24 protein-coding genes and 2 tRNA genes are annotated in these 26,710 nt (G+C 68.3%); 7 read left to right on the top strand and 19 right to left on the bottom strand.

The genetic code is table 11. The features are described 5' to 3' along the window. Nucleotides 1–7: 7 nt before the first annotated feature. On the bottom strand, nt 8–940 hold the full coding sequence (locus tag BJP32_RS08565; RefSeq protein ID WP_158043303.1) for a TraB/GumN family protein: 933 nt from the start codon (nt 938–940) through the stop codon (nt 8–10). A 55-nt stretch (nt 941–995) separates the two neighbouring features. After that, entirely contained in the window at nt 996–1,964 is a 969-nt protein-coding gene (locus tag BJP32_RS08560) for a TraB/GumN family protein (protein WP_233126778.1), read from the bottom strand. Nucleotides 1,965–2,124: 160 nt separating this feature from the next. Here BJP32_RS08560 and BJP32_RS08555 point away from each other — a divergent pair, with 160 nt between their 5' ends. Then, complete coding sequence (locus BJP32_RS08555; protein WP_076223662.1) at nt 2,125–4,173, top strand: TonB-dependent siderophore receptor; 2,049 nt, start codon at nt 2,125–2,127, stop codon at nt 4,171–4,173. A gap of 171 nt (nt 4,174–4,344) precedes the next feature. Here the strand turns inward: BJP32_RS08555 and BJP32_RS08550 are convergent, their stop codons facing one another. Next, on the bottom strand, nt 4,345–6,195 hold the full coding sequence (locus BJP32_RS08550) for a peptide MFS transporter (protein ID WP_046652150.1): 1,851 nt from the start codon (nt 6,193–6,195) through the stop codon (nt 4,345–4,347). A gap of 332 nt (nt 6,196–6,527) precedes the next feature. Here BJP32_RS08550 and BJP32_RS08545 point away from each other — a divergent pair, with 332 nt between their 5' ends. Next, nucleotides 6,528–7,691, top strand: a complete 1,164-nt coding sequence (locus BJP32_RS08545) for a hypothetical protein (RefSeq protein WP_046652151.1) — start codon at nt 6,528–6,530, stop codon at nt 7,689–7,691. 24 nt (nt 7,692–7,715) lie between these two features. Here the strand turns inward: BJP32_RS08545 and mscL are convergent, their stop codons facing one another. The 5 genes from mscL to aroA form a co-directional block, all read right to left on the bottom strand. After that, entirely contained in the window at nt 7,716–8,123 is a 408-nt protein-coding gene (gene mscL / locus BJP32_RS08540) for a large-conductance mechanosensitive channel protein MscL (RefSeq protein WP_003165991.1), read from the bottom strand. 26 nt (nt 8,124–8,149) lie between these two features. Then, entirely contained in the window at nt 8,150–8,440 is a 291-nt protein-coding gene (locus BJP32_RS08535; RefSeq protein WP_003165992.1) for an integration host factor subunit beta, read from the bottom strand. A gap of 262 nt (nt 8,441–8,702) precedes the next feature. Next, on the bottom strand, nt 8,703–10,400 hold the full coding sequence (rpsA, locus tag BJP32_RS08530; protein WP_003165993.1) for a 30S ribosomal protein S1: 1,698 nt from the start codon (nt 10,398–10,400) through the stop codon (nt 8,703–8,705). Between the two features lie 186 nt (nt 10,401–10,586). Beyond that, nucleotides 10,587–11,231, bottom strand: a complete 645-nt coding sequence (cmk, locus tag BJP32_RS08525; protein ID WP_076223660.1) for a (d)CMP kinase — start codon at nt 11,229–11,231, stop codon at nt 10,587–10,589. After that, nucleotides 11,228–12,562: a 3-phosphoshikimate 1-carboxyvinyltransferase gene (aroA, locus tag BJP32_RS08520; protein WP_046652153.1), complete on the bottom strand. Its 1,335-nt coding sequence runs from the start codon at nt 12,560–12,562 to the stop codon at nt 11,228–11,230. The genes cmk and aroA overlap by 4 nt, the downstream gene beginning before the upstream one ends. A gap of 133 nt (nt 12,563–12,695) precedes the next feature. On the opposite strand from aroA, the gene BJP32_RS08515 reads away from it, so the two are divergent. The 3 genes from BJP32_RS08515 (at nt 12,696) to BJP32_RS08505 (ending at nt 13,528) form a co-directional block, all read left to right on the top strand. Then, complete coding sequence (locus tag BJP32_RS08515) at nt 12,696–13,154, top strand: TIGR02300 family protein (RefSeq protein ID WP_076223658.1); 459 nt, start codon at nt 12,696–12,698, stop codon at nt 13,152–13,154. A gap of 131 nt (nt 13,155–13,285) precedes the next feature. Further along, nucleotides 13,286–13,361, top strand: a tRNA-Ala gene (locus BJP32_RS08510). A gap of 91 nt (nt 13,362–13,452) precedes the next feature. Beyond that, nucleotides 13,453–13,528 (top strand) — tRNA-Ala (locus tag BJP32_RS08505). Nucleotides 13,529–13,575: 47 nt separating this feature from the next. On the opposite strand, the gene BJP32_RS08500 is transcribed toward BJP32_RS08505, so the two are convergent. Next, complete coding sequence (locus BJP32_RS08500; protein ID WP_046652156.1) at nt 13,576–15,192, bottom strand: acyl-CoA dehydrogenase family protein; 1,617 nt, start codon at nt 15,190–15,192, stop codon at nt 13,576–13,578. Nucleotides 15,193–15,243: 51 nt separating this feature from the next. Further along, nucleotides 15,244–16,182, bottom strand: coding sequence for a rhodanese-related sulfurtransferase (locus BJP32_RS08495; RefSeq protein WP_046652158.1), 939 nt, complete (start codon nt 16,180–16,182; stop codon nt 15,244–15,246). Between the two features lie 188 nt (nt 16,183–16,370). On the opposite strand from BJP32_RS08495, the gene BJP32_RS08490 reads away from it, so the two are divergent. Together BJP32_RS08490 and BJP32_RS08485 are read left to right on the top strand one after the other, a co-directional pair. Continuing rightward, the gene (locus BJP32_RS08490) at nt 16,371–18,062 is read left to right on the top strand and encodes an MFS transporter (RefSeq protein ID WP_046652159.1); all 1,692 of its coding nucleotides are present in this window, start codon (nt 16,371–16,373) and stop codon (nt 18,060–18,062) included. Between the two features lie 153 nt (nt 18,063–18,215). Continuing rightward, complete coding sequence (locus BJP32_RS08485) at nt 18,216–19,496, top strand: D-amino acid dehydrogenase (protein ID WP_369822401.1); 1,281 nt, start codon at nt 18,216–18,218, stop codon at nt 19,494–19,496. A gap of 151 nt (nt 19,497–19,647) precedes the next feature. Here BJP32_RS08485 and BJP32_RS08480 read toward each other — a convergent pair whose 3' ends face one another. The 9 genes from BJP32_RS08480 to BJP32_RS08440 are packed head-to-tail and all read right to left on the bottom strand — an operon-like array spanning nt 19,648 to nt 26,703. Then, nucleotides 19,648–20,100, bottom strand: a complete 453-nt coding sequence (locus BJP32_RS08480; RefSeq protein ID WP_046652162.1) for a hypothetical protein — start codon at nt 20,098–20,100, stop codon at nt 19,648–19,650. Further along, the gene (locus tag BJP32_RS08475) at nt 20,097–20,684 is read right to left on the bottom strand and encodes a response regulator (RefSeq protein WP_003166006.1); all 588 of its coding nucleotides are present in this window, start codon (nt 20,682–20,684) and stop codon (nt 20,097–20,099) included. Before BJP32_RS08475 ends, BJP32_RS08480 begins: the two co-directional genes overlap by 4 nt. 3 nt (nt 20,685–20,687) lie before the next feature. Continuing rightward, on the bottom strand, nt 20,688–21,062 hold the full coding sequence (locus tag BJP32_RS08470) for a hypothetical protein (protein WP_003166007.1): 375 nt from the start codon (nt 21,060–21,062) through the stop codon (nt 20,688–20,690). Between the two features lies 1 nt (nt 21,063). After that, entirely contained in the window at nt 21,064–21,609 is a 546-nt protein-coding gene (locus tag BJP32_RS08465) for a chemotaxis protein CheD (protein ID WP_003166008.1), read from the bottom strand. Further along, a complete protein-coding gene (locus tag BJP32_RS08460; RefSeq protein ID WP_003166009.1) occupies nt 21,606–21,995 on the bottom strand; it encodes a response regulator in 390 nt (129 codons plus the stop codon). The genes BJP32_RS08465 and BJP32_RS08460 overlap by 4 nt, the downstream gene beginning before the upstream one ends. 8 nt (nt 21,996–22,003) lie before the next feature. After that, nucleotides 22,004–23,041, bottom strand: a complete 1,038-nt coding sequence (locus BJP32_RS08455) for a chemotaxis response regulator protein-glutamate methylesterase (RefSeq protein WP_046652163.1) — start codon at nt 23,039–23,041, stop codon at nt 22,004–22,006. Continuing rightward, complete coding sequence (locus tag BJP32_RS08450) at nt 23,038–23,904, bottom strand: protein-glutamate O-methyltransferase CheR (RefSeq protein WP_046652164.1); 867 nt, start codon at nt 23,902–23,904, stop codon at nt 23,038–23,040. The genes BJP32_RS08455 and BJP32_RS08450 overlap by 4 nt, the downstream gene beginning before the upstream one ends. Then, nucleotides 23,901–24,362, bottom strand: a complete 462-nt coding sequence (locus tag BJP32_RS08445) for a chemotaxis protein CheW (RefSeq protein ID WP_369822400.1) — start codon at nt 24,360–24,362, stop codon at nt 23,901–23,903. The genes BJP32_RS08450 and BJP32_RS08445 overlap by 4 nt, the downstream gene beginning before the upstream one ends. A 28-nt stretch (nt 24,363–24,390) precedes the next feature. Continuing rightward, nucleotides 24,391–26,703: a chemotaxis protein CheA gene (locus BJP32_RS08440; RefSeq protein WP_076223655.1), complete on the bottom strand. Its 2,313-nt coding sequence runs from the start codon at nt 26,701–26,703 to the stop codon at nt 24,391–24,393. Nucleotides 26,704–26,710: the final 7 nt, after the last annotated feature.

The following is a 26,710-nucleotide window of genomic DNA, read 5'->3' as shown; positions in this document are numbered from 1 at the left end:
CCGGGCGTCAACCGCCTTCGTGCGTGGAGGACACGCGCCATTCGGGACCGCTGACCTCCAGTCCCCTTGCCGCCGCCTGATCCAGCAGACCGCCAGCTTCCGCCGCGACGCTGATCGGCATGACCATCAGGGTGGTTCGGGCGGCCGTCAGGGCGTCGGCCAGCGCCTCGCTCCACTGCGTGCGGCCGTTCCGGCGCAGATCGCTATCGGCGAACATGGCGCAATGGTCGACCGCCTGTTCCAACGGACTGGCCATGACCGCACGAACGTCCTGCCTGGCCCAGCTCGCGCCCCTCTGAGCCATGCCGTCCTTTCCCGCCTCGGTCGCGCGAATGGCGGCCGAGAGACAGGCGATCTGGTTGTCGTCCGGCACGGCGACGGCCTCGTCGACATGGCGAGCGTCCAGGTCTCCAACGTGAACCGTCGATTTCTTCGCCTTACGCGCCATGGAGCGGACCGTCGTCAGCACGCCGCGCCCCGCACCGCGCTCATAGGCCAGCCGGTCGTCCAGCAGATCGCGCGCAACGGCCACCAGCCCCCGGTCGGCGTAGTTCTGGCGATAGCGGGCGCCCAGGGCCTCCAGCCGAGCCAGTTGATCGGCTTCAAGATAATCCGCTGTCGTCGCGCCATCCGGCAGACGGGCGCGGGCGCGGCGCATGCGCATGTAATCCCCCAGGCTCATCGTCGCCGTCTGGGACATGACGATGGCGTCCGCCTGTAACACCGCCGCCTCCAGCGCCTCGGGCCGCCAGACGATGTCGCGCGGCACGGCCGAGAGCGCCCCTACGATGATCACGACGCTCTCTCCGTTGCGAATCTCCCATGTCGGCGCACCCGATCGACGCGCCACCACGACGATGTCCTCAAGAGTCGTTGCGGCTTCGTCCTGAGCCCAGGTCGGCGTCCCCGACACCAGAATCATCGCCGCTGCGAGAACCATTGCGCCTTTTGATCTCATGGCGTCCCCTCCCCTTCCTAAGCCCCGTCCGACGTCTTCAGCCGCCCGAAGGCGCCGCCTTCCACTGCGGACCGTCCACCTCGAAGCCCTGGGCCTCCAGCGCATCCAGCACGCCGCCCGGCTCGGCCAGACGACGCAGCGGGGCGACGGCCATGGTCAGGCCGGGCTGGTTCAGGGCCTGGGCGATGGCGTCGGTCCATTCCGTACGCAGTTGCGGCCCGATCTGCGGATCGCCCCAGGGCCAGCAGCGGTCCACCGCCTGATCGACCGGCGAGGCCAGCACCTCGGCCACCCGCAGCCCGCGCCAGGCCTCGGCCCGCAGGCGCACCGCCTCCGGTCCCAGTTCGGCCGCCGACAGGGCGGCGCGCAGGCATTCGCGATGCGTCAGGGGCGGAGCGGAGATCAGGCTCTCCACCAGATCGGCGCCGCGCACCACCCCGACGGAGCGGATCGGCACGCGCGCCTTGCGGGCGGCGCGGCGCACGGCGTCGTCGGCGCCGACCGGCCGGGCGTCCTTCTCGCCCGCCTTGTCCTTGAACAGGTCGATGGCCAGCATCAGTAGACTGTGCCGCCGCCACTGGTCGGTCTTTTCGTCCGCCATCAGGGCCTCCAGCCGCGCCTGATCCTCGGGCGTCAGATAGTCGGCCGTCGTCGCGCCTTCCGGCAGCCAGCCGATGGTGCGGATGCGCCACATCAGGCGCAGGACGTCGGCGGGCGAGGCTCGGCCGCGCTGTGGGAACAGGATGCGGTCGGAACGGGCGGCGGCCTCCTCCAGCGCCTGGGCGCGCCATTCGAAATCGCGCGGCGCCTCCTCGATGGCGCCGACCAGGATCATCACCCCCTCGCCGTCGCGCCGCACCGTCCACATCGGCGCGCCCGCCCGCCGCGCGGTGACGACCACCTCGTCCACCCGGGTCGCGGTCTCTTCTTGCGACAGCGGCGGCGAACCGGCCGAGCTCGCGACGGGCGCCGCAGCGGCGATCAGAACAGCGGCAGAGGCGGCCACGAGACGAGCTTTCATCGTGGCAACATAACCCGCGCCCAGCTCGCCGCACGTGACTATTCCGTAATAGTGTCAGCGATTTAATCCACCTGTCGGGCTTGTAACTGGAGATCGAACCGCCACGCCGCCAAACCTCTGCCGGACACCGAGGGAGAGGGACGTCATGAACACCAAGAGCGCCTTGCTGGCGACCACCGCCCTATTGCTGGCCGCCGCGCCGACTACCGCGCTCGCCGCCGATGCGCCCGCCGCGCCCGTGCGCCAGTCTGCCGCGCACGGCGATCAGGCGGTGCTGATCTTCACCCCCGACTTCTTCGCCGACGCCCGCCCGAACACGGCGCTGGACATGGTCAACCGGGTGCCCGGCTTCTCGGTCAACGACGGCGACGGCGCGCGCGGCTTTGAAGGCGCGGTCGGCAACGTCCTGATCAACGGCTCGCGCCCCGCATCGAAGAACGACACCGGCTCCAACGTCCTGGGCCGCACCGTGGCCAGCCAGGTCGAGCGCATCGAGTTGATCCGCGGCGGGGCGCCGGGCATCGAGATGCAGGGCTATTCCGTCGTCGCCAACATCATCCTGAAGAACACGACCAGCCGCGAACACATCGCCACCTTCAACGCCAGCCTGTTCGAGGGCGGCCAGGATCTGTACGGCGGCTCCTATCAGTTCACCGAGCGCAAGGGCGACCGCACCTGGGGCGTGACGCTGAGCGACGGCATCTCCAGCAGCGACTCCAACGGCGCCGGGCCGTTGCGCCGGGTCGGCCCGAACGGCGAGCTGCTGCGCGCCGAGGATTACTACAACGACGGCTACGGCGGCGGGAACTCAATCCGCGGCAACTTCTCAAGCCCCCTGCTGGGCGGCAAGGTCGACCTGACGGCGCGCTACGGGATCAACGACTGGCACAACATCAACCGCCAGACGGCGCCGGGCGTCCGCCGCGAAGCCCTGTTCGACGAGGACACCAAGAGCGGCGAGGTCGGCGTGGTCTACACCCGCCCTCTGTCCGAGCGACTGAAGCTGGAGACGCGCTTCATTCACGAGTTCGAGGAGTTCGACAACGTCGCCACGTCGCGCAACCGCGAAGCCGACATCGAGGAGCCGATCCAGCGTTTCGCCGCAACCGGCGATTCATCCGAGACTATCCTGCGCGGCCTGCTGCGCTTCGAGCGGTCCGCCGCCCTGGAGTTCGAAGGCGGGGGCGAGATCGCCTACAACATGCTGGAGGTCGAGCAGGCCTATTCGGTCGGCGGAACGCCCATTCCCCTGCCCTCGGCCTCGGTCAAGGTCGAGGAGACGCGCGGCGAGCTGTTCGGCAAGGCCACCTGGCGCATCAATCCCAAATGGACGCTGGAAGGCGGCCTGAGACTGGAATCCTCGACCATCAGCCAGTCGGGCGACGCCGAGCAGGAGAAGAGCTTCGTCTACGCCAAGCCGCGCCTGCTGACGACCTGGACGCCGATGGCGAACACCCAGGTCCGCCTGCGGATCGAGCGCACGGTCGGCCAGTTGGACTTCGGCGACTTCGCCGCCTCGGCCGAGCTCCAGAACGAAAGCGTCTTCGGCGGCAACGTCGATCTGCAGCCGGAACAGCGCTGGGTCAGCGAACTGACCTTCGAGAAACGCTTCTGGGGCGAAGGCATCGTCAGCGTCGGCCTGCGCCATGACGAGATCACCGACGCCATCGACGTCATCCCTCTGGACGGCGGCTATGCGGCCGTGGGCAACATCGGCGACGGCACGCTGGACCAGCTGGTGCTGAACGTCACCGTCCCGACCGACAAGCTGGGTCTGTCCGGAGGCAAGTTCAGCTTCAAGAACACCTGGAACCATACTGAGGTCACCGACCCCACCACCGGCGAGACCCGCCCCATCTCGGGCATACGCGCCAGCCAGGCGACCATCTCCTTCCAGCAGGACGTCACCCGTTTGAAGCTGCAGTGGGGCGGCGCCTGGATTCCGCTGCTGGGCCAGAAGAACTATCGGCCGGACCAGATCTCCGGCTGGCGCGGCCACGACTATTACGAGCTGTGGGCTGAATACAAGCCGACGCCGACCCTGGCGATCCGCGGCCAGATCAACATCTGGGATGACTTCAACGTCGAGCGCACCGAGTTCGGGGACCGCATCGCCCGACCGATCGCCTTCGTCGAGAACCGCTTCGTCGACCCGCGGACCTTCTACCAGATCCGCCTGCGCAAGACCTTCTGAGCCATAAGAAGAGAACCCTCCGGTCGTCGTCTCGTCCCCCCAACGCGAGCCGGCGCCAGGCGGGCGATCCCGGACCAACTGAAAAGGGCGGCGCCTCCTGCGAGACGCCGCCCTTTCCTTGTGTCAGCCGGTCCGACGCCTCAACGCCGGACCGACCGCGACCGTCGTCGCTTAATGCGCCGCCTTCTCGTGCGACCAGCCCTTGATGAAGAAGCTGAGGACGATGAAGCCGACGCCAATGCCCATGCCCCACAGGCCCAGCATCTCGAACACCTCGAGCGAGGTGCGCAGCGCCGCGCCGGGATCCAGCACCTGGCCGCCCACGGTTTCGGTGCCGGCTAGGCCGGCGATCCAGCCGCCGACGTACTGGGCGATGGACGAGGCCAGGAACCACACGGCCATCATGAAGCTGACCACCTTGGCCAGCGACAGCTTGGTGATCTCCGACAGGCCCACCGGCGACAGGAACAGCTCGCCCAGGGTGTGGAACATGTAGAGCAGACCCAGCAGCAGGATCGGCATCTGGAAGGCCGAGTCGGCCATGCCCGCGCCCCACACCACGATCATGAAGCCCAGGCCGACCTGCAGCAGGCCGAGACCGAACTTCAGCGTCGGATTCGGGTCCAGGTTGCGCTTGCCCAGGAAGGCCCACAGGGCCGCCATGATCGGCGCGAAGATCAGGATGAAGCCGGCGTTGAACGACTGGGTCTGTGCCGCCGTCACCGTGGCGTCGATCCAGAAGCCCGACGGAGTGATGCCCGCCGCAGCCAGTTGCGAGGGCGTGCCGATGGTGACGCCCAGGAACTGCACCGCCGTCGGCGTCAGGCTGAGGTCGACGTTCCGGTCAGCAAACAGGTTCAGCGACGTGCCCGCCTGTTCGAACAAGGTGAAGAAGACCACCGAGCCGATGATCAGCACCACCGCCAGCATCATGCGCTCGCGCTGGATGCGGTTCTCGCAGACCTTGATGATGATGTAGGCGATGAAGGCCAGCGACGCGAGGGTCGCGGCGCCCAGCACCCAGCCCACCAGTGCGTTGCGCTGAACCATAAACCACACCACGCCGACGCCCAGGATGCTGAGCAGATAGATCGACCATTCGCGGTTCAGCGGCCCCAGGAAAGGCTTCTTGAGATTGCCCTCGGCCGGCGGCTCGCCCTTGCCCTGCAGCAGGGGCTTGCCCAGGACGAAGACGACCCAGCCCAGCGCCATGCCGACGCCGGCCAAGCCGAAGCCCGCCCACCAGCCGACCGTCTGACCCAGGTAGCCGCACAGCACCGCGGCCCAGAAGGCCCCCAGGTTGATGCCGTAATAATAGAGGGTGAAGCCCGAATCCCGGCGCGGATCACCCTCGGGATACAACTGCCCCACGATGGTGGAGATGTTCGGCTTCAGATAGCCCACGCCCATGATGATCAGAGCCACGGCCAGGTAGAAGACGTTGATGCCCGCCATATCGCGGGTGACGTCGATCTTGTATTCGCCGGTCGGCAGCACGGCCGGAATCGGCGCGCCTTGCGGCAGATCCTTGATCGCCAGGCCGTTCTCGACCGGGGCGAAGGCGTACTTCTGACCGTCGATCACGATGCCCACGTCGCGCGCGGCGCCCCGGCCCTCGGCCGAAATCTCATAGGCCGCGCCCTGATAGGTCAGGGTTTCGGTGGCCGGGCGGCCCTCGAAGGCCATCATGGCGTGACCGGCGACCAGCAACAGGGCGCCGAAGGCCACGGCCTTGCGCGTGCCGATGAAGCGGTCGGCCATCATGCCGCCCAGCAGCGGCAACAGATACACCAGCGAGGTGTAGGAGCCGTAGGTCGAACCCGCCAAGGCGTCGTCGAACAGGAAGTGCTGCGTCAGGAAGAAGATCAGGATGCCGCGCATCCCATAGTAGGAGAAACGCTCCCACATCTCCGCGAAGAACAGGATGATCAGCCCGCGCGGGTGGTTCTTCAGGATCTGCATCAGCACGGGCACGCCCGTGACCAGGGTGATGATCAGACCGATCGCGATGACGATATTCATGCCTGGGCCCCCGCGCAGATCATGATCGACATCGTTTCATTCATAGCCATCGCCTGGGCTGCGCCCCCTCGAGTGCCGGGCCGGCGCGCCGATCGCGCGCCCCCTCCGTCCGTCGTTCTCAACGGCAAGCTCCATTTTCTGACGCCCCCGACGGGCGCGGAAGCGTGCAGAAACAGCACGGTCACGGATTGCAAACAAGCGTTAACGGCGAAATCCGGCCTACATGACGTCGCAGCCGAGGCGTTTCTTCGCCCTATGCGTGTCATTAGCCGAATTGACACTCTTTTACGGCCAGGTAGGCGTCTTGTGTTCCGCCTTTGGAGACGCGCAGGATGTCCATCCGCCCGGTTCGCCACTCGGACCTACACGCCGTGAACGCCCTGTACCACAGCGTATGGTGGCCTCAGCGCTCAGCCGAGGGATGGACCTGGCTATGGTCAAACCCCGCGGCTGTGGGCCGGAACGCGCCCCAGGGTTGGGTCATCGACAACGGCGACGGGCCGGTCGCCTGCGCCGGCAATTTCATCCAACGCTTCTGGCGGGGCGACGAAGCCCTGTACGGAGCGACCGGCTACTCCATCGTCGTGCCGCCCGCGCACAAGGGCCGCAGCCGCGACCTGGTTCGCGCGTTCGTGCAGCAGACGGGCTGCTTCGCCAAATACACGTTTAACGCGAACGCACGCTCAAGTCCTCTGTACAAGCGTCACGGCATGACGCCCTGGCCGCCGCCGACGCACGACATCAAGCTGTCCTGGCTGGTTGATCCTCTGGCCTGCCTTTACGGGCGCGGCCTGCGTCGCGTCGTGGATCATGCTCCCCAGGTGGCGCGTCTGCTAGGCGAGCAGTTGGCGCCCCTCCCTCGCCTGCTCAGCGGACGACTGCAGCGCGCCCAGTCTCGCCTGCCTGCCACGGTCGACCTGCTCGACGACCTGGGCGACAATTCGGATTACGCTCGGTTCTGGGGCGCCTTGCGACGCGAAGGGCGACTGGTCGCCGACCGCAGCCCCGCGATGATGCGCTGGCGCCTGTCTGACCCGGATCTGACGGTGCCTCCGCTGGTCCTGGCGCATCGCGCGGATGGGCGGATCGACGGCTTCGCCCTGGCCATGCTGAACAAGCAGACGCCGCTAGAGCCGCCGATTCTGGAGATCATCGACCTGGTCGGTCTCGAGAGCGAACCGTCGGCCGTACAGACCCTGGTGGAAGGATTACGCATCCTGGCTCCGACGCTGGGCGCGGCCAAGGTGCGTCTGCAAACGGTTTCGCCTAACTTGCTTCAGGCCCTAGGTCCGCTCGTCGACAAGGCCCGCCAGGAAGGCGGCTGGGGCCACTGTCATGTCGCCTTCGATACAGGGATGCAGGACGCGGGCTGGCGGCCCACCCCCTATGACGGCGACTATTCCTTCTGTTTGCGGCCGCTGCCCGCGCGGGCCAGCGCCGCCCTGCGGCTGACGCCGGCGCCCGCGCACCGCTCAGCGGTGGAAGCGAGGGCCTGAGACGACCCTCGCTGCGACATCCCCTTAGGGGCGCGCCTTCAGCTCGTCGCGGATTTCGGCCAGCAGGGCTTCGGTCGGCGTCGGGCCGGCTGCAGGCTCGGCCGGCTGCTCGCGGCGCATCTTGTTGATGGCCTTGACCGCCAGGAAGACCACGAAGGCCACGATCAGGAACTGAATCAGGGTGTTGATGAAGGCGCCGTACTGGATGGCCACCTTTTCAACCGCCTCGGTCGCCGGATTCTCCGGCACCAGCACCCATTCCATCTTGGAGAAGTCGACCTTGCCCAGAAGCAGGCCGATCGGCGGCATCACCACTTGATCGACCAGGCTGGTGACGATCTTGCCGAACGAAGCGCCGATGATGACGCCGACCGCCAGGTCGACGACGTTGCCGCGCGCGGCGAATTCCCGAAACTCGGTCAGCAGGCTCATGGGATCTTCAGTCTTTCGATTAGAGGTCAGGCGTCGCCGGAAGCGTTGAGACGCTCGCGCAGTTCCTTGCCGCTCTTGAAAAAGGGCACGGCCTTGGCCGGGACTTCGACCGTCTCGCCGGTGCGGGGATTGCGCCCCGTCCGTGCCGGGCGGCTACGCACCGAGAAGGCGCCGAAACCGCGAAGCTCGACCCGTCCGCCGTCCGACAGAGTCTCTGTCATACGGCCCAGGATCACGTTCACGACCCGCTCCACCTCAGCATGGGTGAGATGCAGGTTCTCAGCCGCCAGTTTCTCGATCAGTTCAGACTTGATCATTCAGGCCCCCGCCTTGGCTTCACCGTCCGGGACGACACCCTAACCGTCTGTCGCCACAGGAAGAAAGAGACAAAACGTATCGTCGTGAAGGTTTCTTGCTTTCGAGGCGGACAGGTTTCGCCGCGCAAGGGGCTCTCGCAGGGAGAAAAAGCCGACAGACGCTGCGATCGATTCCCAGAAGATCGCGCCGATGCGACGCGCAAAAGAAAAAGGGCGGCCGGATCGCTCCGGCCGCCCCTGGCTTCCCGTCAGACGGGGAAACCTATTCCTTCGACGCGTTCTTGAGCGCGGCGCCCAGGATGTCGCCCAGCGAAGCGCCCGAGTCCGACGACCCGAACTGTTCGATGGCTTCCTGTTCGTCCTTCATCTCCAGAGCCTTGATCGAGACCGAGACGCGGCGCGTGGCCTTGTCGACGGCGGTGATCATGGCGTCGACGCGGTCGCCCACGGCGAAGCGCTCGGTGCGCTGCTCGTTGCGGTCGCGCGACAGGTCCGACTTGCGGACGAAGGCCGTGACCGGCGCGTCGTCTTCACCGAACTTCACCTCGATGCCGCCGGTCTCGATCGCCGTCACGGTGACGGTGATCTGCTGGCCGCGCTTGTAGGTGTCGCCTTCCATCGGGTCGCCGCCGAGCTGCTTGACGCCCAGGGAGACGCGCTCCTTCTCGATGTCGACGTCCAGAACCTTGGCCTTGATGACCTCGCCCTTGCGGTAGCGCTGGATGGCTTCTTCGCCCGACACGTTCCAGTCCAGGTCCGACAAGTGGACCATGCCGTCGATGTCGTTGTCCAGGCCGACGAACAGGCCGAACTCGGTGGCGTTCTTGACTTCGCCTTCGACGGTCGAACCGACCGGGTGAGCCTCCAGGAAGGCCTCCCACGGGTTGTTCTGAGCCTGCTTCAGGCCCAGCGAGATACGACGCTTGGCGCTGTCGACGTCCAGGACGATGACGTCCACTTCCTGCGAGGTGGAGACGATCTTGCCCGGGTGGACGTTCTTCTTGGTCCAGGACATTTCCGAGACGTGGACCAGGCCTTCAACGCCGGCTTCCAGCTCAACAAAGGCGCCGTAGTCGGTGATGTTGGTGACGCGGCCGGTGTACTTGGCGTTGACCGGGTATTTGGCTTCGACGCCGTCCCACGGATCCGACTGCAGCTGCTTCATGCCCAGCGAGATGCGCTGGGTGTCCGGGTTGATCTTGACGATCTGGACCTTGACGGTGTCGCCGACGGCCAGGACTTGCGACGGGTGCGACACGCGCTTCCACGACATGTCCGTGACGTGCAGCAGGCCGTCGATGCCGCCCAGGTCGACGAACGCGCCGTAGTCGGTGATGTTCTTGACGACGCCTTCGCGGATTTCGCCTTCTTGCAGCTGGCCGACCAGCTCCGTGCGCTGTTCAGCGCGGGCTTCTTCCAGGATGGCGCGACGCGAGACGACGATGTTGCCGCGCGGACGGTCCATCTTCAGGATGGCGAAGGGCTGTTCCTTGCCCATCAGCGGGCCGACGTCGCGCACCGGGCGGATGTCGACCTGCGAGCCCGGCAGGAAGGCCGAGGCGCCGCCCAGATCGACGGTGAAGCCGCCCTTGACGCGGCCGACGATGGCGCCGTTGACCGGGTGGCCTTCGGCGAACACGGCTTCCAGACGGGTCCAGGCTTCTTCGCGGCGAGCCTTGTCGCGGCTGATGACGGCCTCGCCCAGGGCGTTCTCGACGCGCTCCAGGTAGACTTCGACGTTGTCGCCGACCTTGGGCAGGACGGCGCCTTCGCCCTGGCCGAACTCGCGCATGGCGATGCGGCCTTCGGTCTTCAGACCGACGTCGATGATGACGATGTCTTTTTCAATGCCGACGACGCGGCCGTGAACGACCTGGCCTTCGCCGAGGTCGCGGCCTTGCAGCTGTTCGTCGAGCAGGGCGGCGAAATCGTCGCGGGTGGGGTTGAGGGTTTCAGTCATGGAAACTCTTGGGGTTGATGAAGGGCGAAACGCACACGGCCAAGCGGACATGCGCGAATGGGTGAAAACAAAGAGGAAGTCAGGTCGTCACGAAACGAGGCCGGGCGCGCAGCAATGCGCACGAAGAGAAAGCCAGAACGCCCGCGGCCGTCGAGGAGATCGGAGCGTTGGATTCGCCCGGCGGGATCAGATCCCGGCCCTGGCTCGCGCCGCCTCGACGATACGGCGGGCCGCATCGAAGGCGGCCTCTATACCCAGATCGGTCGTATCCAGCAAGACGGCGTCGTTCGCCTGGACCATGGGGGCGTCGTCGCGACCGGCGTCGCGGGCGTCGCGGCGGCGGATATCCTCCAGCATGTCCTCGAAGGCGATGACCTCGCCGCGCGCAGTCAGCTGCTTCCAGCGGCGCTCGGCGCGCACCTCGGGGCTGGCGGCGATATAGAGCTTGGCCGGAGCGTCCGGCGCGATCACCGTGCCGATGTCGCGCCCGTCCAGCACCGCCCCGCCCGCTTGGGCGGCGAAGTCCTGCTGCAGCTTCAGCAGGGCCGCGCGCACCCCCGGATGGCTGGCGACCCGGCTGGCCGCCTCGCCCGCCCCGCGATCGGTCAGGCGCGGATTGTCGTTCAGGCTCGCCAGGTCCAGCGCCCGCGCGGCCTGCGCCGCCGCCTCGGCGTCGCCCAGATCCTCGCCCGCATCCAGCACCGCCAGCCCCACGGCGCGATACAGCAGGCCCGTGTCCAGATACGGCAGGCCGTAGTGGGCGGCCAGGCGCGCGGCGATGGTGCCCTTGCCCGAGGCGGCGGGGCCGTCGACGGCGATGACGAGACTCATGCTGCATCTCCCGCGACGATGTTCCCGCCCAGCCCGTTCATCATCTCCACGAAACCGGGGAAGCTGGTGGCGATCATCTCGGGATCGCGGACCGAGACGGGCTGCTCCGCCGCCAGACCCAGCACCAGATGACTCATGGCGATGCGGTGATCGTGGGCGGTGTCGACGGTCGCGCCGCCCCGCACCGGACCGGGCGCGCCGGTGACGATGAAGCCCTCCGGCTCCTCTTCGACCTGAACGCCGCAGGCCGACAGACCCGCGACCATCAGGGCGATGCGGTCGCTTTCCTTGACGCGCATCTCGCCGACGCCGCGCATGACGGTGCGCCCCTCGGCGAAGGCGGCGGTGGCGGCCAGGATCGGATATTCGTCGATCATGGAGGCCGCGCGGTCTTCGGGAACCACGATCCCCTTCAGCGCCGAGCAGCGGGCGGTGACGTCGCCGACCTCTTCGCCGCCGGCCATACGCCGGTTCGTGATGTTCAGGTCCGCGCCCATGTCCAGCCAGGTCTGGAACAGGCCGGTGCGAAGCGGGTTCAGCATCACCCCCTCGACCGTCACTTCCGACCCCGGAACCACCAGGGCCGCCGCCAGCGGAAAGGCCGCCGAGGACGGATCGCCCGGCACGGCGACGTGGGTTCCCTTCAGCCTCTGTCCGCCCGGCAGACGGATGCGCCAGCCGGCGCCTTCTTCCGTCACCTCAAGCTCGGCGCCGAAGGCGCGCAACATCCGCTCGGTGTGGTCCCGGCTCTTCTCCGGCTCGACCACGACGGTCTCGCCCGTGGCGTTCAGCCCGGCCAGCAGGATCGCCGACTTGATCTGGGCCGAGGCGACGTTCTGAACAAAGGTCACGCCCTTCAGTCCGCCCCCGTGCAGGGTCAGCGGCACCCGGTCCTCGGCCGCGTTCCAGTCGAAACGCGCGCCCATCTCGGCCAGCGGCCCAGTGACGCGCTTCATCGGCCGCTTGCGCAGGGAGGCGTCGCCGTCGAAGGTCGCCGTCAGCTCATAGCCCGCGACCGCCCCCATCAGCAGGCGCACCCCGGTCCCGGCGTTGCCGCAGTCGATGACGCCGTCAGGCGAGCGCAACGGCCCGCGCCCTTCGACCCGCCAGCGCCCCTCGCCGATCCGCTCGACCGAAGCGCCCAGCGCCTGCATCGCGCGGCCGGTGGCCAGGATGTCGTCGCCTTCCAGCAGCCCCTCGATCTCGGTCACGCCCTCGGCCATGCCGCCGAAGATCAGAGCCCGATGCGACATCGACTTGTCGCCCGGCGCGCGGACCACGCCTCTCAGCCCGGAAACGCGGGACGCGGTGAAGGTCTGGGGAGTGCTCACCCTGGTGCAGGCTCCGAATGTCAGGAGGGCCGCGCAGGCGCGGAAAAGAAGGCTTTTGACAGCGGCCCCCGCCGGTGGCAAGGGAGCCGCCCTATTTCCGATTTTCCCTTAAACCCGCCGAAGGTCTAATCACGTGGCCAATCCCGAACTGGGCCAAAAGCAGGTCTGCCCGAACTGCCAGGCCAAATTCTACGATCTGAACCGTCGCCCGGCTCGCTGCCCCAAGTGCGACACCGAGTTCGATCCGATGGAAGAAGCCGTCCGCAGCCGTCGCGTGCGTCGCGGCGCCGGCTACGCCGCTGACGAAGAATCCGAAGATCAGGTCGCCGACAAGTCGGTCGACGGCGACGAGGACGAAGAGGACGCCGAAGGCTCCACCCCCGAAATCGACCAGGAAGGCCATGAGCCGATCCTGACCCCGGACGACGACGACGGCGAGCCGGGCGGCGACGACGCCGGCATGGGTTCGTCCGACGGCGACGATGACGACGACGTCCTGGACGACGACGACGATTCCGTGCCCTTCATCGAAGACGAAGACGACGATGACCTCGACGAAGAGCTGGCCAAGCCGTCGCGCGACGACGACTAAGCAGCAAGGTTCGGAAAAATAAGCGGAAAAAAATGTGTCAGACCCGCTTGATCTTCAAAACGGCCTGACCTAGTTTCCGCGCCTCGCCGGGGGGCGACATTCTCTCCCCGGCGGGACCGACCGAAAGGTTCGGGGCTATAGCTCAGTTGGTAGAGCGCTTGAATGGCATTCAAGAGGTCAGCGGTTCGACTCCGCTTAGCTCCACCATCGAAGGCCTCGCGGAACGCCGCGGGGCCTTCGTCCTTTCCAGGCGCTTTCGCTTGATCCGGTCGACGACATAACCAAGCCGAAACGGCCTGGGGCTATAGCTCAGTTGGTAGAGCGCTTGAATGGCATTCAAGAGGTCAGCGGTTCGACTCCGCTTAGCTCCACCACCGAAGGCCTCGCGGAGCCCCCGCGGGGCCTTCGTCCTATCTGGGCTTCACACCGGCATGGCCCGATCCAGCACCGCCCGGTGATCCGCCTCGACCTCATAGGCCCCGTAGGCCATGCCGCGCGGGCGCAGACGAAGGGCGATGAAGGCCTCGGCCGAGGGACTGTCCATCTCCAGCAGGGCCGCCGCCTGGGCCGCCAGCGCCAGACGTTCGACCGCCAGACGCGCCCCCGCCTCGCTCGCCGTCACGTCCAATTCGGCGATGAAGCGGTCATAGTCGGGGGACTTCCCGGCCTGCGACGCCAGCCAGTCGCGCAGGGCCTCGACCGCATCCGGCTCGCGCCTCGCCGCGCGCAGCACGTCCAGGGCGATGACATTGCCCGAGCCTTCCCAGATGGCGTTCAGCGGCGACTGGCGGAACAAGCGCGGCATCGGTCCCGTCTCGACATAGCCCGCGCCGCCCAACGCCTCCATCGCCTCATAGACCAGGTTGGGCGCGCGCTTGCAGACCCAGTATTTGGCCACCGGCGTCAACAGACGCCCCACGGCGTCGTCGGCGTCGAACGTCGCCGCCAGCCGCATGGACAGGGCCGTCGCCGCCTCGCTCTCCACCGCCAGATCGGTCAGGACGGCGGCCATCATCGGCTGGTCGATCAGCCGCTTCTGGAAGGCCGTTCGGTGCGCCGCGTGCCACGCCGCCTGCGCCAGCGCCCCGCGCATCTGCAGCGCCGAGCCGACCACGCAGTCCAGCCGCGTGTGCTGGACCATGCGGATGATGGTGGCGACGCCCCGTCCCTCTTCGCCCAGCCTCTGAGCCAGAGCGCCGTGATACTCGACCTCGGACGAGGCGTTGGAACGGTCGCCCATCTTGTCCTTCAGCCGCATGACGCGGAAGCCCGCATTGCGCGTCCCGTCCGGCAGCCAGCGCGGCAGGATGAAGCAGGTCAGCCCGCCCGGCGCATAGGCCAGCGTCAGAAAGGCGTCGCACATCGGCGCCGAGCAGAACCACTTGTGCCCGGTCAGGCTGTACCAGCCGTCCTCGCCGACCGGCTCGGCGCGGGTGGTGTTGGCGCGCACGTCCGAGCCGCCCTGCTTCTCGGTCATGGCCATGCCGATCGTCACGCCCGCCTTCTCGCTCGCCGGACGCACCGCAGGGTCATAACGGCCGGACAGCACGCCCCCGATCCACGGCTCGCCCACGGCCGGATCGGCCTGAAGCGCCGCGACCGAGGCGTAGGTCATGGTCATGGGACAACTGGTCCCTGAATCCGCCTGCCCCGTCAGGAACAGGATCGCGGCATGCAGCAGATGCCCGTTCGGCGTCCCGTCCCAGGCGCTGGCGGCGAGGCCTGCGCCCAGCCCCAGGTCCATCAGCTGATGATAGGCCGGATGAAACGTCACCTCGTCGATGCGGCGGCCGTAGCGGTCGTGTGTGTCCAGCACCGGCCGGACGCGATTGGCCTGCACGCCCCAGTCGATCACCTCGGCCGAGCCGCAGCGGCGGCCCAGATCGGTCAGCCGCTCGACATGCCCCGCCCCGCCCCAATGGCGCACGGCGTCGTGCAGCGCCCTGTCCTCGGTGAACAGGTCGACGTCCTCCAGCGGCGGAACCTGATTGGACACCTCATGGGTGTCGAGACGCTCGACGGGACGCAAGGCGGACATGGGCGGGCCTCCTGACAAGGCCAGGAGGATGGCATGGGCGGAGAGAGACTTCTAACCCTTCTGCGCCGCCCCCACGTGCGCCACGCCCCTGGCGCGGGCGATCTCCATCTGCTTCTGCCGCTCGGCGTAGCCTTCGCGCTGAACCTGATCCCGGCTGTCCCAGCAGCGGTCGCAGGACACGCCCTCGACATAGCGGGCAGAGCGACGCCCCTCAGGGCTGACCGGCATCCTGCATCCCCGGCACAACGTATGTTCGCCCTCGACGAGCCCGTGCCCCACGGCCACCCGCTCGTCGAAGACGAAGCACTCGCCGCGCCACAGGCTTTCCGGCTCCGGCACGGTCTCCAGATATTTCAGGATGCCGCCTTCCAGGTGATGCACGTCGCGCACACCCTCGGCCTTCAGGAAGGCGGTGGCCTTTTCACAGCGGATGCCGCCGGTGCAGTACATGGCGACCTTGGGCGGGGTCGGCCGGTCCAGCAGGGCGCGCCCCTCGGTGCGGAACCAGTCGGCGAACTCGCGGAAGGTGCGGGTGTTGGGCTGGACGGCGCCTTCAAAGGCGCCGATCTCGCCCTCATAGTCGTTGCGGGTGTCGATGAGAACGGTGTCGGGATCGGCGATCAGGGCGTTCCAGTCCTGAGGCGAAACATAGGCTCCCACGCCCTCGACCGGGTCGATGTCGGGCTGGCCCATGGTGACGATCTCGGCCTTCACCCGCACCTTCATACGGTGGAAGGGCATGGCCTGGGCCGTCGAATACTTCAGCTCCAGCCGCTGGAACCCCGGCAGGGCGCGCACGCCGTCGATAACGCGAGCGATGTCGGCTTCCGGCCCGGCGATGGTGCCGTTGATCCCCTCGTACGCCACCAGAAGCGTGCCGCGCACCTGCGTCCCGCACAGGTCCAGCAGGTGCAGGCGCAGCGCCGCCGGATCGGCCACGGGCGCGAAACGATACAGGGCGGCGACGGTGAAAGGGGTCGAGGACGACATCGGGGGAACGGCTGGGACGGTCACGACCTTCCTATAGCGTCCCGCCGCCGCCCTCGCGACGCCAATAATCCGGAACCCAGAGTGACCGCTTCCCGGCTTGCTTCCCCCGTCGAAGCCGTGTGGACTGCCCGCATGGTCGTCGTCGGTTCCCGCTTGCTCCGTATCGTCCATGCGAGGAGCCGCCCCGCATGAGTTCGACCGACGCCGCCGCCGCTTCTGGGCCGCCGTCCGTCCCGCCGGAGCGCCCCTCGGCCCTGGCGCCGCTGCGGCATCCGATCTTCCGGGCGGTGTGGATCACCAGCCTGGTCACCAATTTCGGCGGCCTGATCCAGTCGGTCGGCGCGGCGTGGATGATGACCTCCATCGCCTCAGCGCAGATGGTCGCCCTGGTGCAAGCGTCGATCACCCTGCCGATCATGCTGCTGTCGCTGGCGGCCGGGGCGCTGGCCGACACGGTGGACCGGCGCAAGATCATGCTGGCGGCCCAGACCTTCATGCTGCTGGTCTCGGCGGGGCTGGCCGCCATGACCTGGATGGGCTGGATCACGCCCTGGGTGCTGCTGACCTTCACCTTCCTGATCGGCTGCGGCACGGCCTTCAACGGCCCCGCGTGGCAGGCGTCGGTCGGCGACATGGTCCCGCGTGAGGATCTGGCCGGGGCCGTGACCCTGAACTCCATGGGCTTCAACATGGCCCGCAGCGTCGGCCCGGCGCTGGGCGGCATGATCGTGGCGGCGGCGGGCGCGGCGGCGGCCTTCGCCGTCAACGCCGTCAGCTATCTGGGCCTGCTGGTCGTGCTGTTCCGCTGGAAGCCCGAGCGGCCCAAGCAGACCCTGCCGCGCGAGGGCCTGCTGGCGGCCATGGCGGGCGGGGTGCGCTACGCCTTCCTGTCGCCGCGCGTGACCGCCGTGCTGCTGCGCGCCGTGGTGTTCGGCGTCGGCGCCAGCGCGGTCCAGGCCCTGATGCCCGTCGTCGCGCGCGAAGGCGGCGGCGGCCCCCTGGCGTTCGGTCTGCTGCTGGGATCGTTCGGCATCGGCGCGGTCGGCGGGGCGCTGTTCGTCGGGCGGCTGCGCGCCAAATACGAGACCGAGACCATCGTCCGCGTCGCCGCCCTGGCCTTCGCGGCGGCGGCCCTGGGCCTGGCCTACATCCCCTGGCTGGCCGTCACCCTGCCGGCGCTGATGCTGGCCGGGGCGGGCTGGGTGCTGGTGCTGTCCAGCTTCAACGTCACGGTCCAGATGTCGGTGCCGCGCTGGGTCGTGGCGCGGGCGCTGGCGCTGTATCAGATGGCGGCCTTCGGCGGCATGGCGGGCGGCAGCTGGCTGTGGGGCAGCCTGGCCCAGACCTATGGCGTCGACGTCGCCCTGGGCGTTTCGGCGGGGGTGCTGGTTCTGTGCGTGCTGATCGGCCTGAAAGTGCCCCTGCCCTCGACCGCCAACCTCAACATGGACCTGCTGCGCCGCTGGACCGAACCGCAGACCGCCCTGGCGATCGAACCGCGCAGCGGGCCGGTCATCGTCTCCATCGCCTATCGCATCCGCGAGGAGGACATCGACGCCTTTCTGGCCCTGATGGACGAACGGCGCCGCATCCGCCGCCGCGACGGCGCGCGCCAGTGGCGCCTGATGCGCGACCTAGCCGAACCGCAGATCTGGGTCGAGAAATACCAGACGCCGACCTGGCTGGACTACATCCGGCACAACCAGCGGATCACCCACGCCGACGCCGCCGTCAACGAAGGCATCCGCGCCCTGCATCAGGGGCCGGACAAGCCCGAGGTGCATCGCCTGATCGAGCGGACCACCGCCCCCCTGGCCGCCAATCTGCACGGCGACCGCCACTACGGCGAGCCGCTGACCGACCCGACCCGATCCTCCTAGATCAAGCTTGTCGCGCCTGCCCGATATAGCGAGCAAATAATCAACCGTGATCGGCCGAACACAGGCAGTCCTTATCAACACCGCCGATATTGCGGCGCACACAAACTGCGACTTGCGCGACGGGCGCAAAATCTGGTCTAGGGGGCCACGCGTCTGGTTCGCGCAAGGTCAAGACCCATGAAGATCGCAATTCTCGGCGCCGGCGTCATCGGCGTGACCACCGCCCACTACCTGGCCCGCCAGGGTCATGAGGTGACCGTCATCGACCGCCAGACCGGCCCGGCGCTGGAGACCAGCTTCGCCAATGCGGGCGAGATCTCGCCCGGCTATTCCTCGCCCTGGGCCGCGCCCGGCATTCCGGCCAAGGCGGTCAAGTGGCTGTTCATGCGCCACGCCCCGCTGATCCTGCACCCCCAGATCAACGCCCCGACCGTGCGCTGGCTGCTGGCCCTGCTGCGCAACTGCACCTCGAACCGCTATGCCCTGAACAAGGCGCGCATGGTGCGCCTGGCCGACTACAGCCAGGTGGTGCAGACCGAGCTGAACGAAGAGCTGGGCCTTGAGTACGATCACCGCACCCAGGGCACGCTGCAGCTGTTCCGCACGCAAAAGCAGCTGGACGGCATCTACAAGGACACCGAAGTCCTGCGCGAAGGCGGCGTCCCGTTCGAAGTGCTGGACCAGGACGGCTGCATCCGCGCCGAGCCGGGGCTGAAAGCCACGCGCGACCTGTTCGTCGGCGGCCTGCGCCTGCCGCGCGACGAGACCGGCGACTGCTTCAAATTCACCAACGCCCTGGCCGATCATGCGACGGCCGCTCAGGGCGTGACCTTCCAGTACGGCACGACCATCCAGGGCCTGATCGCCGAGGGCGGCCGCATCACCGGGGTCAAGACCGACAAGGGCGTGGTCACGGCCGACGCCTATGTGCTGGCTCTGGGCTCCTACTCGCCGCAGATGGTCAAGCCGCTGGGCATGACCCTGCCGGTCTATCCGGTGAAGGGCTATTCGATCACGGCCCCGATCATCGACGAGCCCGCCGCCCCCGTCTCGACCATCATGGACGAGAGCTACAAGGTGGCCATCACCCGCCTGGGCGACCGCATCCGCGTCGGCGGCATGGCCGAGATCTCGGGCTACAACAACGTCCTGCCGGAACAGCGCCGCAACACGCTGGAGCATTCGGTCGGCTCGCTGTTCCCCGGCGCGGGCGACCTGAAGGCGGCCAGCTACTGGTCCGGCCTGCGCCCGATGACGCCGGACGGCACCCCGGTCATCGGCAAGACCAGGCTGGACAACCTGTTCCTGAACACGGGCCACGGCACCCTGGGCTGGACCATGGCCTGCGGCTCGGCCCGCGTCATCGCCGACCTGATCAGCGGCCAGACCCCGGACATCGAAACCGCCGACCTGGGCATCGCCCGCTACAGTTGACCTGACCCTTCTCCCCTTGCGGGAGAAGGTGGCCCGTCAGGGCCGGATGAGGGTCTCTCCGAAATCGAACGAAGGGTTGCCAGGCCAAGGCCCCGCAACCCCTCATCCGTCTCGCTTCGCGAGCCACCTTCTCCCACAAGGGGAGAAGGAATTAGGCCCGCGCCTTCACCGCCACGGCCTTCAGTCCCGCCAACAGATGATCGGTAGCCGCATTGCGTTCGCAACCGGCCTTGAGGATCAGCCGCAAAGCCTGAACGTGCACCTGAACCGGCGGCCAGTCCCAGACGCCGGCCGTCGCCATGCGATCCGACACGTCGGCCAGACTGTAGCCGGCGTCGAACAGCGGGCCGGTGTCGAAGAAACCCGCCAGATCCAGAATGCGCGACGCCAGTCGATAGACCTCGGCGGCCGACGCCTCCGACCGCGCGGCGCACAGTCCTTCTAGCCCCGCGACAGCGGCTTCGATCTCGGCCATGACCTCGGCCTTGTGGCGGCCCAGGCGCTCATTGGCGCGGCGTTCGACATCCGCCAGCGTCCGCCCGCCCGGCTGGGTCATCTGCTGCGCCAGAGACGTCCTGATCTTCTGCGTCCGAACCTCGCTCACAGCGACACCCTCTGCGGCTTCAACAGCATGTCGATGTCGGCCTGATCCATGTTTTCCTCAACGGCGTGGCCGACGTGGGCCGACAGGTCGCCCTTGCGTCGCCCGGCCATGCCGACCGGCGGCCCGAAGTTGCGCACCCGGCGATCGGGGCCGACGTAGGTCTCGCACTCGACGAACTCGCGCTCGTCGCCCGCCAGCCACAGGATGCGCTTCAGCAGCACCGCAGGCGTCAGGGGCTTGGCGACCACGAAGCTGACGCCGCAGTCGCGCCCTTCCTGAACCTTGGCCTGCGAGGCGTGGCCCGTCACCAGGATGACGGGGGTGTAGCGCAGGGGCGCAGGCGTTTCGCGCCGCAGCCAGCGGGTGAAGGCGTAGCCGTCCATCTCCGGGTCGCCGCAGTCGATGACGATCAGATCGACCGGGCGCTGTTGCAGGATTTTCACCGCCTCGACGGCCGAGGGGCATTTGATCTGCTCCTTGACGCCGAAGCCCTGGAAGATCGAGCCCAGCATGTCGAGCGCCTGCGGCGCGTCGTCCACCAGCAGGACCGTCGATTGCTCCAGATTAATGCGGTCCTCGGCCATGGTTCAGAACAGGTGCAGCACGCCCGCCGTCGCGACGGGTTCGGTGTCGTCAGCGTCCGCGATCGGGGCCGCGCCGGGCCGGGCGCGGTGCGCCGTCTCCTGCATCCGCTCGGCCATCTCGGCCAGGGGCAGGGCGGCCAGGGCGGTGTCCATCGGCTGATCGTCGGCCACGGCCTGAGCCAGGCCCGACAGGGCCTCGATGCGCTGGGACAGGACGTCGAAACTTTGGCTGCGCGTCAGATAGCCCAGCCGCGCCTCGGCCGGCAGTTGGCGCAGGACTTCGGACACCAGGCCGCCCGCCGCCTCGATCTCGGCGCGGATGTCCGCCAGCTCCGCAGCCATGGCGGCCAACAGATCGCGGTTGTCGTTCTCGCCCATGTCAGAAGAGCTCCAGATCGCCGGTCGCGACGGACGGCGGCGGCGGCGTCGCGGGCGGCAGGATCGCGCCGTCCGTCACCACGCGCTGACGCGCCCGACCGCTGACCGGCCAATAGTGAATGCGGCGCCCGCCCGCGCCTCTCAGACTACGGCTGACGACGGGGATGCCCTCGTCGGCCAGGAATTTCTCGGCGAAGTCGGCGTTGGCGGCGCCCACGTCGCTGAGGCTGTCGAACATGCGGCCGCCGCCGAACAGCTTGGCCTCCAGCCGGTCGCGACGCCCGCCCGCCTTCAGCACGTCGTTGATCAGCACTTCCATCAGATAGGCGCCGTAGCGGCGGCTGGCGTCCGTTCCCGATCCCGCCCCTTCGGGCAGCAGAAAGTGGTTCATGCCCCCCACCCCGGCCGCCGGATCACGCAGGCACAGGGCCACGCAGCTGCCCAGGACGGTCGTCAGCACGACGTCGGGATCGGACGACACGCAGTGATCGCCCTGCCCCACGTGCACGCGCCGCTCCACCGGCTCCTGAGCGGCCGCGCCGATCACGTCAGCGTGCCGAAGACCGCTTCCAGCTTCTCTTTCAGCTGGGCGGTGGTGAAGGGTTTGACCAGGTAGTTGTTCACGCCGAACTGCACGGCGCGCTGAACCAGTTCGCGGTCGGCCCGGCCCGTCAGCATGATGAAGGCCGTCTTGGAGATCGGCGGGTGCGCCCGGATGGCCCGCAGCAGGCTGAGCCCGTCCAGGTTCGGCATGTTGAAGTCCGAGATCACCAGATGCACCGGCTGGACCAGCAGGGAGCGCAGGGCCGCCTCGCCGTCGGGCGCCTCCTCGATGTCGCGCACCCCGATCTGTTGCAGACTGGCGCGGACTAAGGAGCGCATCGTCAGCTGATCGTCGACGACAAGGGTGCGGATAGCGGAAGCGGCGGGCATGAACGTCCTTACGCAACAGACTGGGGCGCGCCCGAACGGGCGGCGCAGGATTCGAGAATGGCCGAAGCCATGCGGGACAGCGGCAGCTGACGCTCGACGGCGCCCAGCTCAAAGGCGGCGCGGGGCATGCCGTAGACGACGCAGGACGCCTCGTCCTGACCCAGGGTGCGGGCGCCGGCCTGACGCATGGCCAGCAGGCCCTTGGCCCCGTCCTTGCCCATGCCGGTCAGGATGACGCCCGTCATCGGCCGGCCCAGCTGGGCGACCGAGCCGAACAGCACGTCGACCGAGGGGCGGTGGCCGTTGACCGGATCGGCGGCGACCAGGCGGCAACGCCCGCCCGACACGGCCAGATGGGCCTCGCCGCCCGGCGCGATGTAGACATGGCCCGGCTTCAGCGGCGCGCCGTCCTCGGCCTCGCTGACCGTGGCGGCCGAGACCTTGTTCAGGCGGGCGGCGAAGCTCCTGGTGAAGCTGGCGGGCATGTGCTGGGTGACGACCGTCGCCGGGCAGTCCGCCGGGAAGGCCGACAGAATGGTCAGCAAGGCCTCGACCCCGCCCGTGGACGAACCGATGGCCAGCACATGATTGGGGTCCGCGTGATAGACCCCCTCGTGCCCCCGGACCGCGCGATCCTCCAGCGGACGAACACGAGACCGCGCGGCGACCTTCACCTTCTCGGCCAGGTCGGCGAAGGCTTCGGCGGCGGGCACGCCCGGCGCGGGCTTGGCCACGGCGTCGACGGCGCCGACCTCCAGCGCAGCCAGGGTCACGTCGGTCCCCGCCTGGGTCAGGGTCGAGACCATGACCACCGGCATGGGCCGCAGCCGCATGATCTTCTCGAGGAACTCCAGCCCGTTCATATTGGGCATCTCGACGTCCAGGGTGATGACGTCGGGGTTCAGCTCCTTGATCTTCGTGCGCGCCTCCAGCGGATCGGCGGCCGTGCCGACCACGTTGATCTCCGGATCGCGGCGCAGGACGGCGCTGATCAGGCTGCGCATGGTGGCGCTGTCGTCCACCACCAGGACCGAGACCGCGCTCATGCCCCCGCGCCCTTGACGTAGGTGGTCAGGCCGGCCGGCTGCAGCTGTTGCGCCGCCGGGCCCGTCACCCGCTCGGAATGGCCGATATAGAGGACGCCGCCGGCGTTCAGGATCGGCGTAAACCGGCCCCAGACCCGCTCCTGGGTCGCGTCGTCGAAATAGATGACCACGTTGCGGCAGAAGATGACGTCGAAGCGGCCGCGCATCGGCCAGTCGCCGATCAGGTTCAGCTCCTTGAACGCCACCAGACGGCGCAGCGTCGCATCGGCGCTGAACCGGCCCGGCGCGCCCGCGACCGGCGTGAAATGCTTGCGCGACGCGGCCGGGACCGGGGCCAGCAGATCATCGGAATAGACCCCCGCCGCGCCCTCGGCGACCATGTTGGGGTCGATGTCGGTGGCCAGGATGCGCACGTCCAGTTCCGCCGCTTCCGGCAGGACGTCCAGCACCGTCATCGCCATCGAATAGGGCTCCTGCCCGTTCGAACAGGCGGCGGACCACAGGCGCACCCGCCCGCCCGCCCGCGCCTTGGCGGCCAGTTCCGGCATCACCTTGTCGCGCAGGTGATCGAAGTGGTGCGGCTCGCGGTAGAAGCGGGTGACGTTGGTGGTCAGGGCCGCCATCATCGCCTGGCGCTCGTCCACGCCCTCTACGCCGTCGATCAGGGCGCAATAGTCGCGGAAGCTGCGCAGCCCCAGCACGCGCAGCCGCTTGGCCAGGCGCGAATAGACTAGCGCTGCCTTGCCTTCGCTGAGGGCGATGCCTGCGTGAGCGTGCAGGGTCTGGGCGATGTGACGGAAATCCTCGGCCGTGAAGACGAACTCGCCTTCGACCAGGGCTTCGCGCCCGGCGACAGTCGTCATGCGGCTTCGGCCTCGCCTTCCGGCAGGACGTTGTTGAGGTCGATCAGGCTGATCATGCGGCCGCCCTCGACAGCGAAGATGCCCTTCACGAAGGACTTCACCTGTTCGCTGGCCACGTCCGGCGTCGGCTGGATGGCCGCGTCCGACAGCTGCACGATGTCCGACACCGCATCGACCAGCAGGCCGACCAGGCGCGAACCGACATGGGCCACCATGATGACGTGCCGCTCGGTCGGCTCGTTCGTGACCAGGCCGAAGCGCGCGCCCAGGTCGATGATCGGCAGCACCACGCCGCGCAGGTTGATGACGCCCTTCATATAGGCGGGCGAGCGCGGCAGGGGCGTGGCCGGGGTCCAGCCGCGGATCTCGCGCACGCTCATGATGTCGACGCAGAATTCCTGCTCGCCGATGCGGAAGGCGATCAGCTCGCGGTCGGTCCCGGCGACGTTCGGGGTCAGGGTCTGGTGTTCAGTCGGGGTCATGGTCTCAGCTCGCCATTTGCAGGTCGGAACGCGACGGGGTTCGGGAACGCTTGGCGGTCACAAGGGCGTCGATGTCGAGGATCAGGGCCACGCGGCCGTCGCCCAGAATGGTGGCGGCGGCTACGCCCTCGACGTGGCGGTAATGGGTTTCCAGGCTCTTGATGACGACCTGGCGCTGGCCGTGGATGGCGTCGACCAGCAGGGCCGCGCGCTGGCGGCTTTCGGTCTCGACGATCATCACCACCCCGCCCTTCAGCTCGGTCGGGGCGTCGCGGAAGCCCATGACCAGGCCGACGTCCACCAGCGGCACGAAGGCCTCGCGGAAGCGCAGCACGGGATCGACGCCGCCGACATAATGGATGTCGCCCTCGTTGGGGGTCAGGCTCTCGACGATGGCGGCCAGAGGCGCGACCAGGGTCTGATCGGCGGCGCCGACCACCATGCCGTCCAGCACCGCCAGCGTCAGCGGCAGGCTGAGGGTGAAGGTCGAGCCCTTGCCCGGATTGGAGGTGATGGAGATGCGCCCGCCCAGCGACTGGATCGAGCGGCGCACCACGTCCATGCCGACGCCCCGGCCCGACAGGTCCGACACCTCGGTCGCGGTCGAGAAGCCCGGCAGGAAGATCAGGTTGTCGATCTCGTCGTCCGACAGCACCGCATCCTCGGCGATCAGGCCGCGCTCGACGGCGATGCCCTTCACGCGCGGGCGATTGATGCCCTTGCCGTTGTCGGAGATCTCGATGACGATCCGGCCCGAGCGGTGCAGGGCCGCCAGACGCACCGTCCCCTCTTCCGGCTTGCCCGCCGCCAGACGGTCCGCCGGGCTTTCCAGCCCGTGGTCGATGGCGTTGCGCAGCATGTGGGTGATCGGCTCGGCCAGACGTTCGACCACGGTCTTGTCGACCTCGGTGTCCTCGCCGGACGTGACCAGCTTCACCTTCTTGCCCGTGGCCTCGGCCGCCTCGCGCACCAGGCGCGGCATCCGCTGGAACACCGACTTCACCGGCTGGGCGCGGATGGCCATGACGCTGTCCTGAATCTCGCGCGTCAGCAGTTCGAGGTCTTCCAGACCCAGACCGATGTCGGACGAGCGGGCCAGGCCGCTTTCGGTCACGCGCTGGGCCAGCATGGCCTGCTGGATGACCAGTTCTCCGACCGCATTGATCAGGCGATCCACCCGCTCCAGATCGACGCGGATGGTCACGGGCGCCGCAGCGGCGGGGGCCGTCGCTTGCACAGGCGCCGGAGCGGTCGGCGCGGGCGCAGGTTTGACCGGCGACGGCGCGACCGGCGCGGCGGGCGGAGGGGCCACGGGCGCGACGGCGACAGGCGCGGGCGCCTCCGTCGGCGCGGCGCCGACCGAGGCCAGCAGGGCGGCGATGTCCAGTTCCGGCGCAGCCGCGCGGGCCAGGGCCGAGGCGTCGCTGCCGTCCTCGTCGACCGCGGCGGCAGGCGCGGCATCGACCGGCGCCGCATCGCCCAGCGGCGTGACGCTCAGGTCGCAGTCCATCTCCACGAAGTCGAAGACCTCGCGCACCTCGGCCTCGCTGACGTCGGCGTTCAGTTCGATGGTCCAGATCAGATGGCTGTCGGTCGGCTCCAGCGCGTCCAGCAGCGGCAGGCCGCTGTCGTCCATCTGCACCCGCGTCGGGCCCAGACGGCCCAGTTCGCGCAGCAGCAGACCCGTCTCATTGGCGCTGGCGTAGAGGCGCGGGTGCGGACGGAAGACGACCCTCCACCCCTGCGATGCGCTCGGCGCCGACAGGTCGGGCGGCGGCGCCAGGGCGGCCAGGTCTGGCAAGGGCGGCAGGTCGGAAAGATCCGGCAGGCCCGCCGGAGCCTCGAACGCCCCAAGGTCCATGGCGACGGGCGTGAAGCCGAAATCGTCCTCTTCCGGCTCGGCCGCCGCGACCGGCGCGGCCCCGCCGTAGGTCAGGGCTTCCAGCTCGGCGACCAGACCGGCCGAGCGCACGGGATCGACGGGCGCGCCTGCGCCGCGCGCGGCGGCGACGTGGTCGGCCAGCACGTCCGCGGCGCGCAGCAGGGTCTTCACCGTCGGCTCGTCGCACGGTTTTCTGCCCGAGCGCAGCTCGTCCATCAGCGTCTCGAAGACGTGGGCGAAACGGACCAGGTCTTCCAGCCCGAAGGCCCCCGCCCCGCCCTTCACCGAATGGACGGCGCGGAAGACGGCGTTGATGACCTCGATATCCGTCGACCCGGACTCCAGCGTCAGCAGATTGCCTTCCAGATCGGCGAGCAGCTCCTCGCATTCCTGGAAAAAGGTCGCCTTGATCGCCTCGAACGGATCGTCGCTCATCGTCTTA

The organism is Brevundimonas sp. ZS04 (assembly GCF_001956865.1).
GTDB lineage: Bacteria > Pseudomonadota > Alphaproteobacteria > Caulobacterales > Caulobacteraceae > Brevundimonas > Brevundimonas diminuta.
This window is presented reverse-complemented; position numbering and strand designations above follow the sequence as displayed.

Coding starts and splice junctions, on each gene's coding strand:
- BJP32_RS08550 (WP_046652150.1), bottom strand. CDS start 6,195: ATGAATATCGTCATCGCGATCGGTCTGATCATCACCCTGGTCACGGGC.
- BJP32_RS08455 (WP_046652163.1), bottom strand. CDS start 23,041: ATGAGCGCGGTCTCGGTCCTGGTGGTGGACGACAGCGCCACCATGCGC.
- BJP32_RS08475 (WP_003166006.1), bottom strand. CDS start 20,684: ATGGCCGAGGACCGCATTAATCTGGAGCAATCGACGGTCCTGCTGGTG.
- BJP32_RS08440 (WP_076223655.1), bottom strand. CDS start 26,703: ATGAGCGACGATCCGTTCGAGGCGATCAAGGCGACCTTTTTCCAGGAA.
- BJP32_RS08535 (WP_003165992.1), bottom strand. CDS start 8,440: ATGATCAAGTCTGAACTGATCGAGAAACTGGCGGCTGAGAACCTGCAT.
- BJP32_RS08450 (WP_046652164.1), bottom strand. CDS start 23,904: ATGACGACTGTCGCCGGGCGCGAAGCCCTGGTCGAAGGCGAGTTCGTC.
- mscL (WP_003165991.1), bottom strand. CDS start 8,123: ATGAGCCTGCTGACCGAGTTTCGGGAATTCGCCGCGCGCGGCAACGTC.
- BJP32_RS08470 (WP_003166007.1), bottom strand. CDS start 21,062: ATGGGCGAGAACGACAACCGCGATCTGTTGGCCGCCATGGCTGCGGAG.
- BJP32_RS08555 (WP_076223662.1), top strand. CDS start 2,125: ATGAACACCAAGAGCGCCTTGCTGGCGACCACCGCCCTATTGCTGGCC.
- BJP32_RS08460 (WP_003166009.1), bottom strand. CDS start 21,995: ATGCCCGCCGCTTCCGCTATCCGCACCCTTGTCGTCGACGATCAGCTG.
- cmk (WP_076223660.1), bottom strand. CDS start 11,231: ATGAGTCTCGTCATCGCCGTCGACGGCCCCGCCGCCTCGGGCAAGGGC.
- BJP32_RS08490 (WP_046652159.1), top strand. CDS start 16,371: ATGAGTTCGACCGACGCCGCCGCCGCTTCTGGGCCGCCGTCCGTCCCG.
- BJP32_RS08500 (WP_046652156.1), bottom strand. CDS start 15,192: ATGTCCGCCTTGCGTCCCGTCGAGCGTCTCGACACCCATGAGGTGTCC.
- BJP32_RS08545 (WP_046652151.1), top strand. CDS start 6,528: ATGTCCATCCGCCCGGTTCGCCACTCGGACCTACACGCCGTGAACGCC.
- BJP32_RS08565 (WP_158043303.1), bottom strand. CDS start 940: ATGGTTCTCGCAGCGGCGATGATTCTGGTGTCGGGGACGCCGACCTGG.
- BJP32_RS08495 (WP_046652158.1), bottom strand. CDS start 16,182: ATGTCGTCCTCGACCCCTTTCACCGTCGCCGCCCTGTATCGTTTCGCG.
- rpsA (WP_003165993.1), bottom strand. CDS start 10,400: ATGACTGAAACCCTCAACCCCACCCGCGACGATTTCGCCGCCCTGCTC.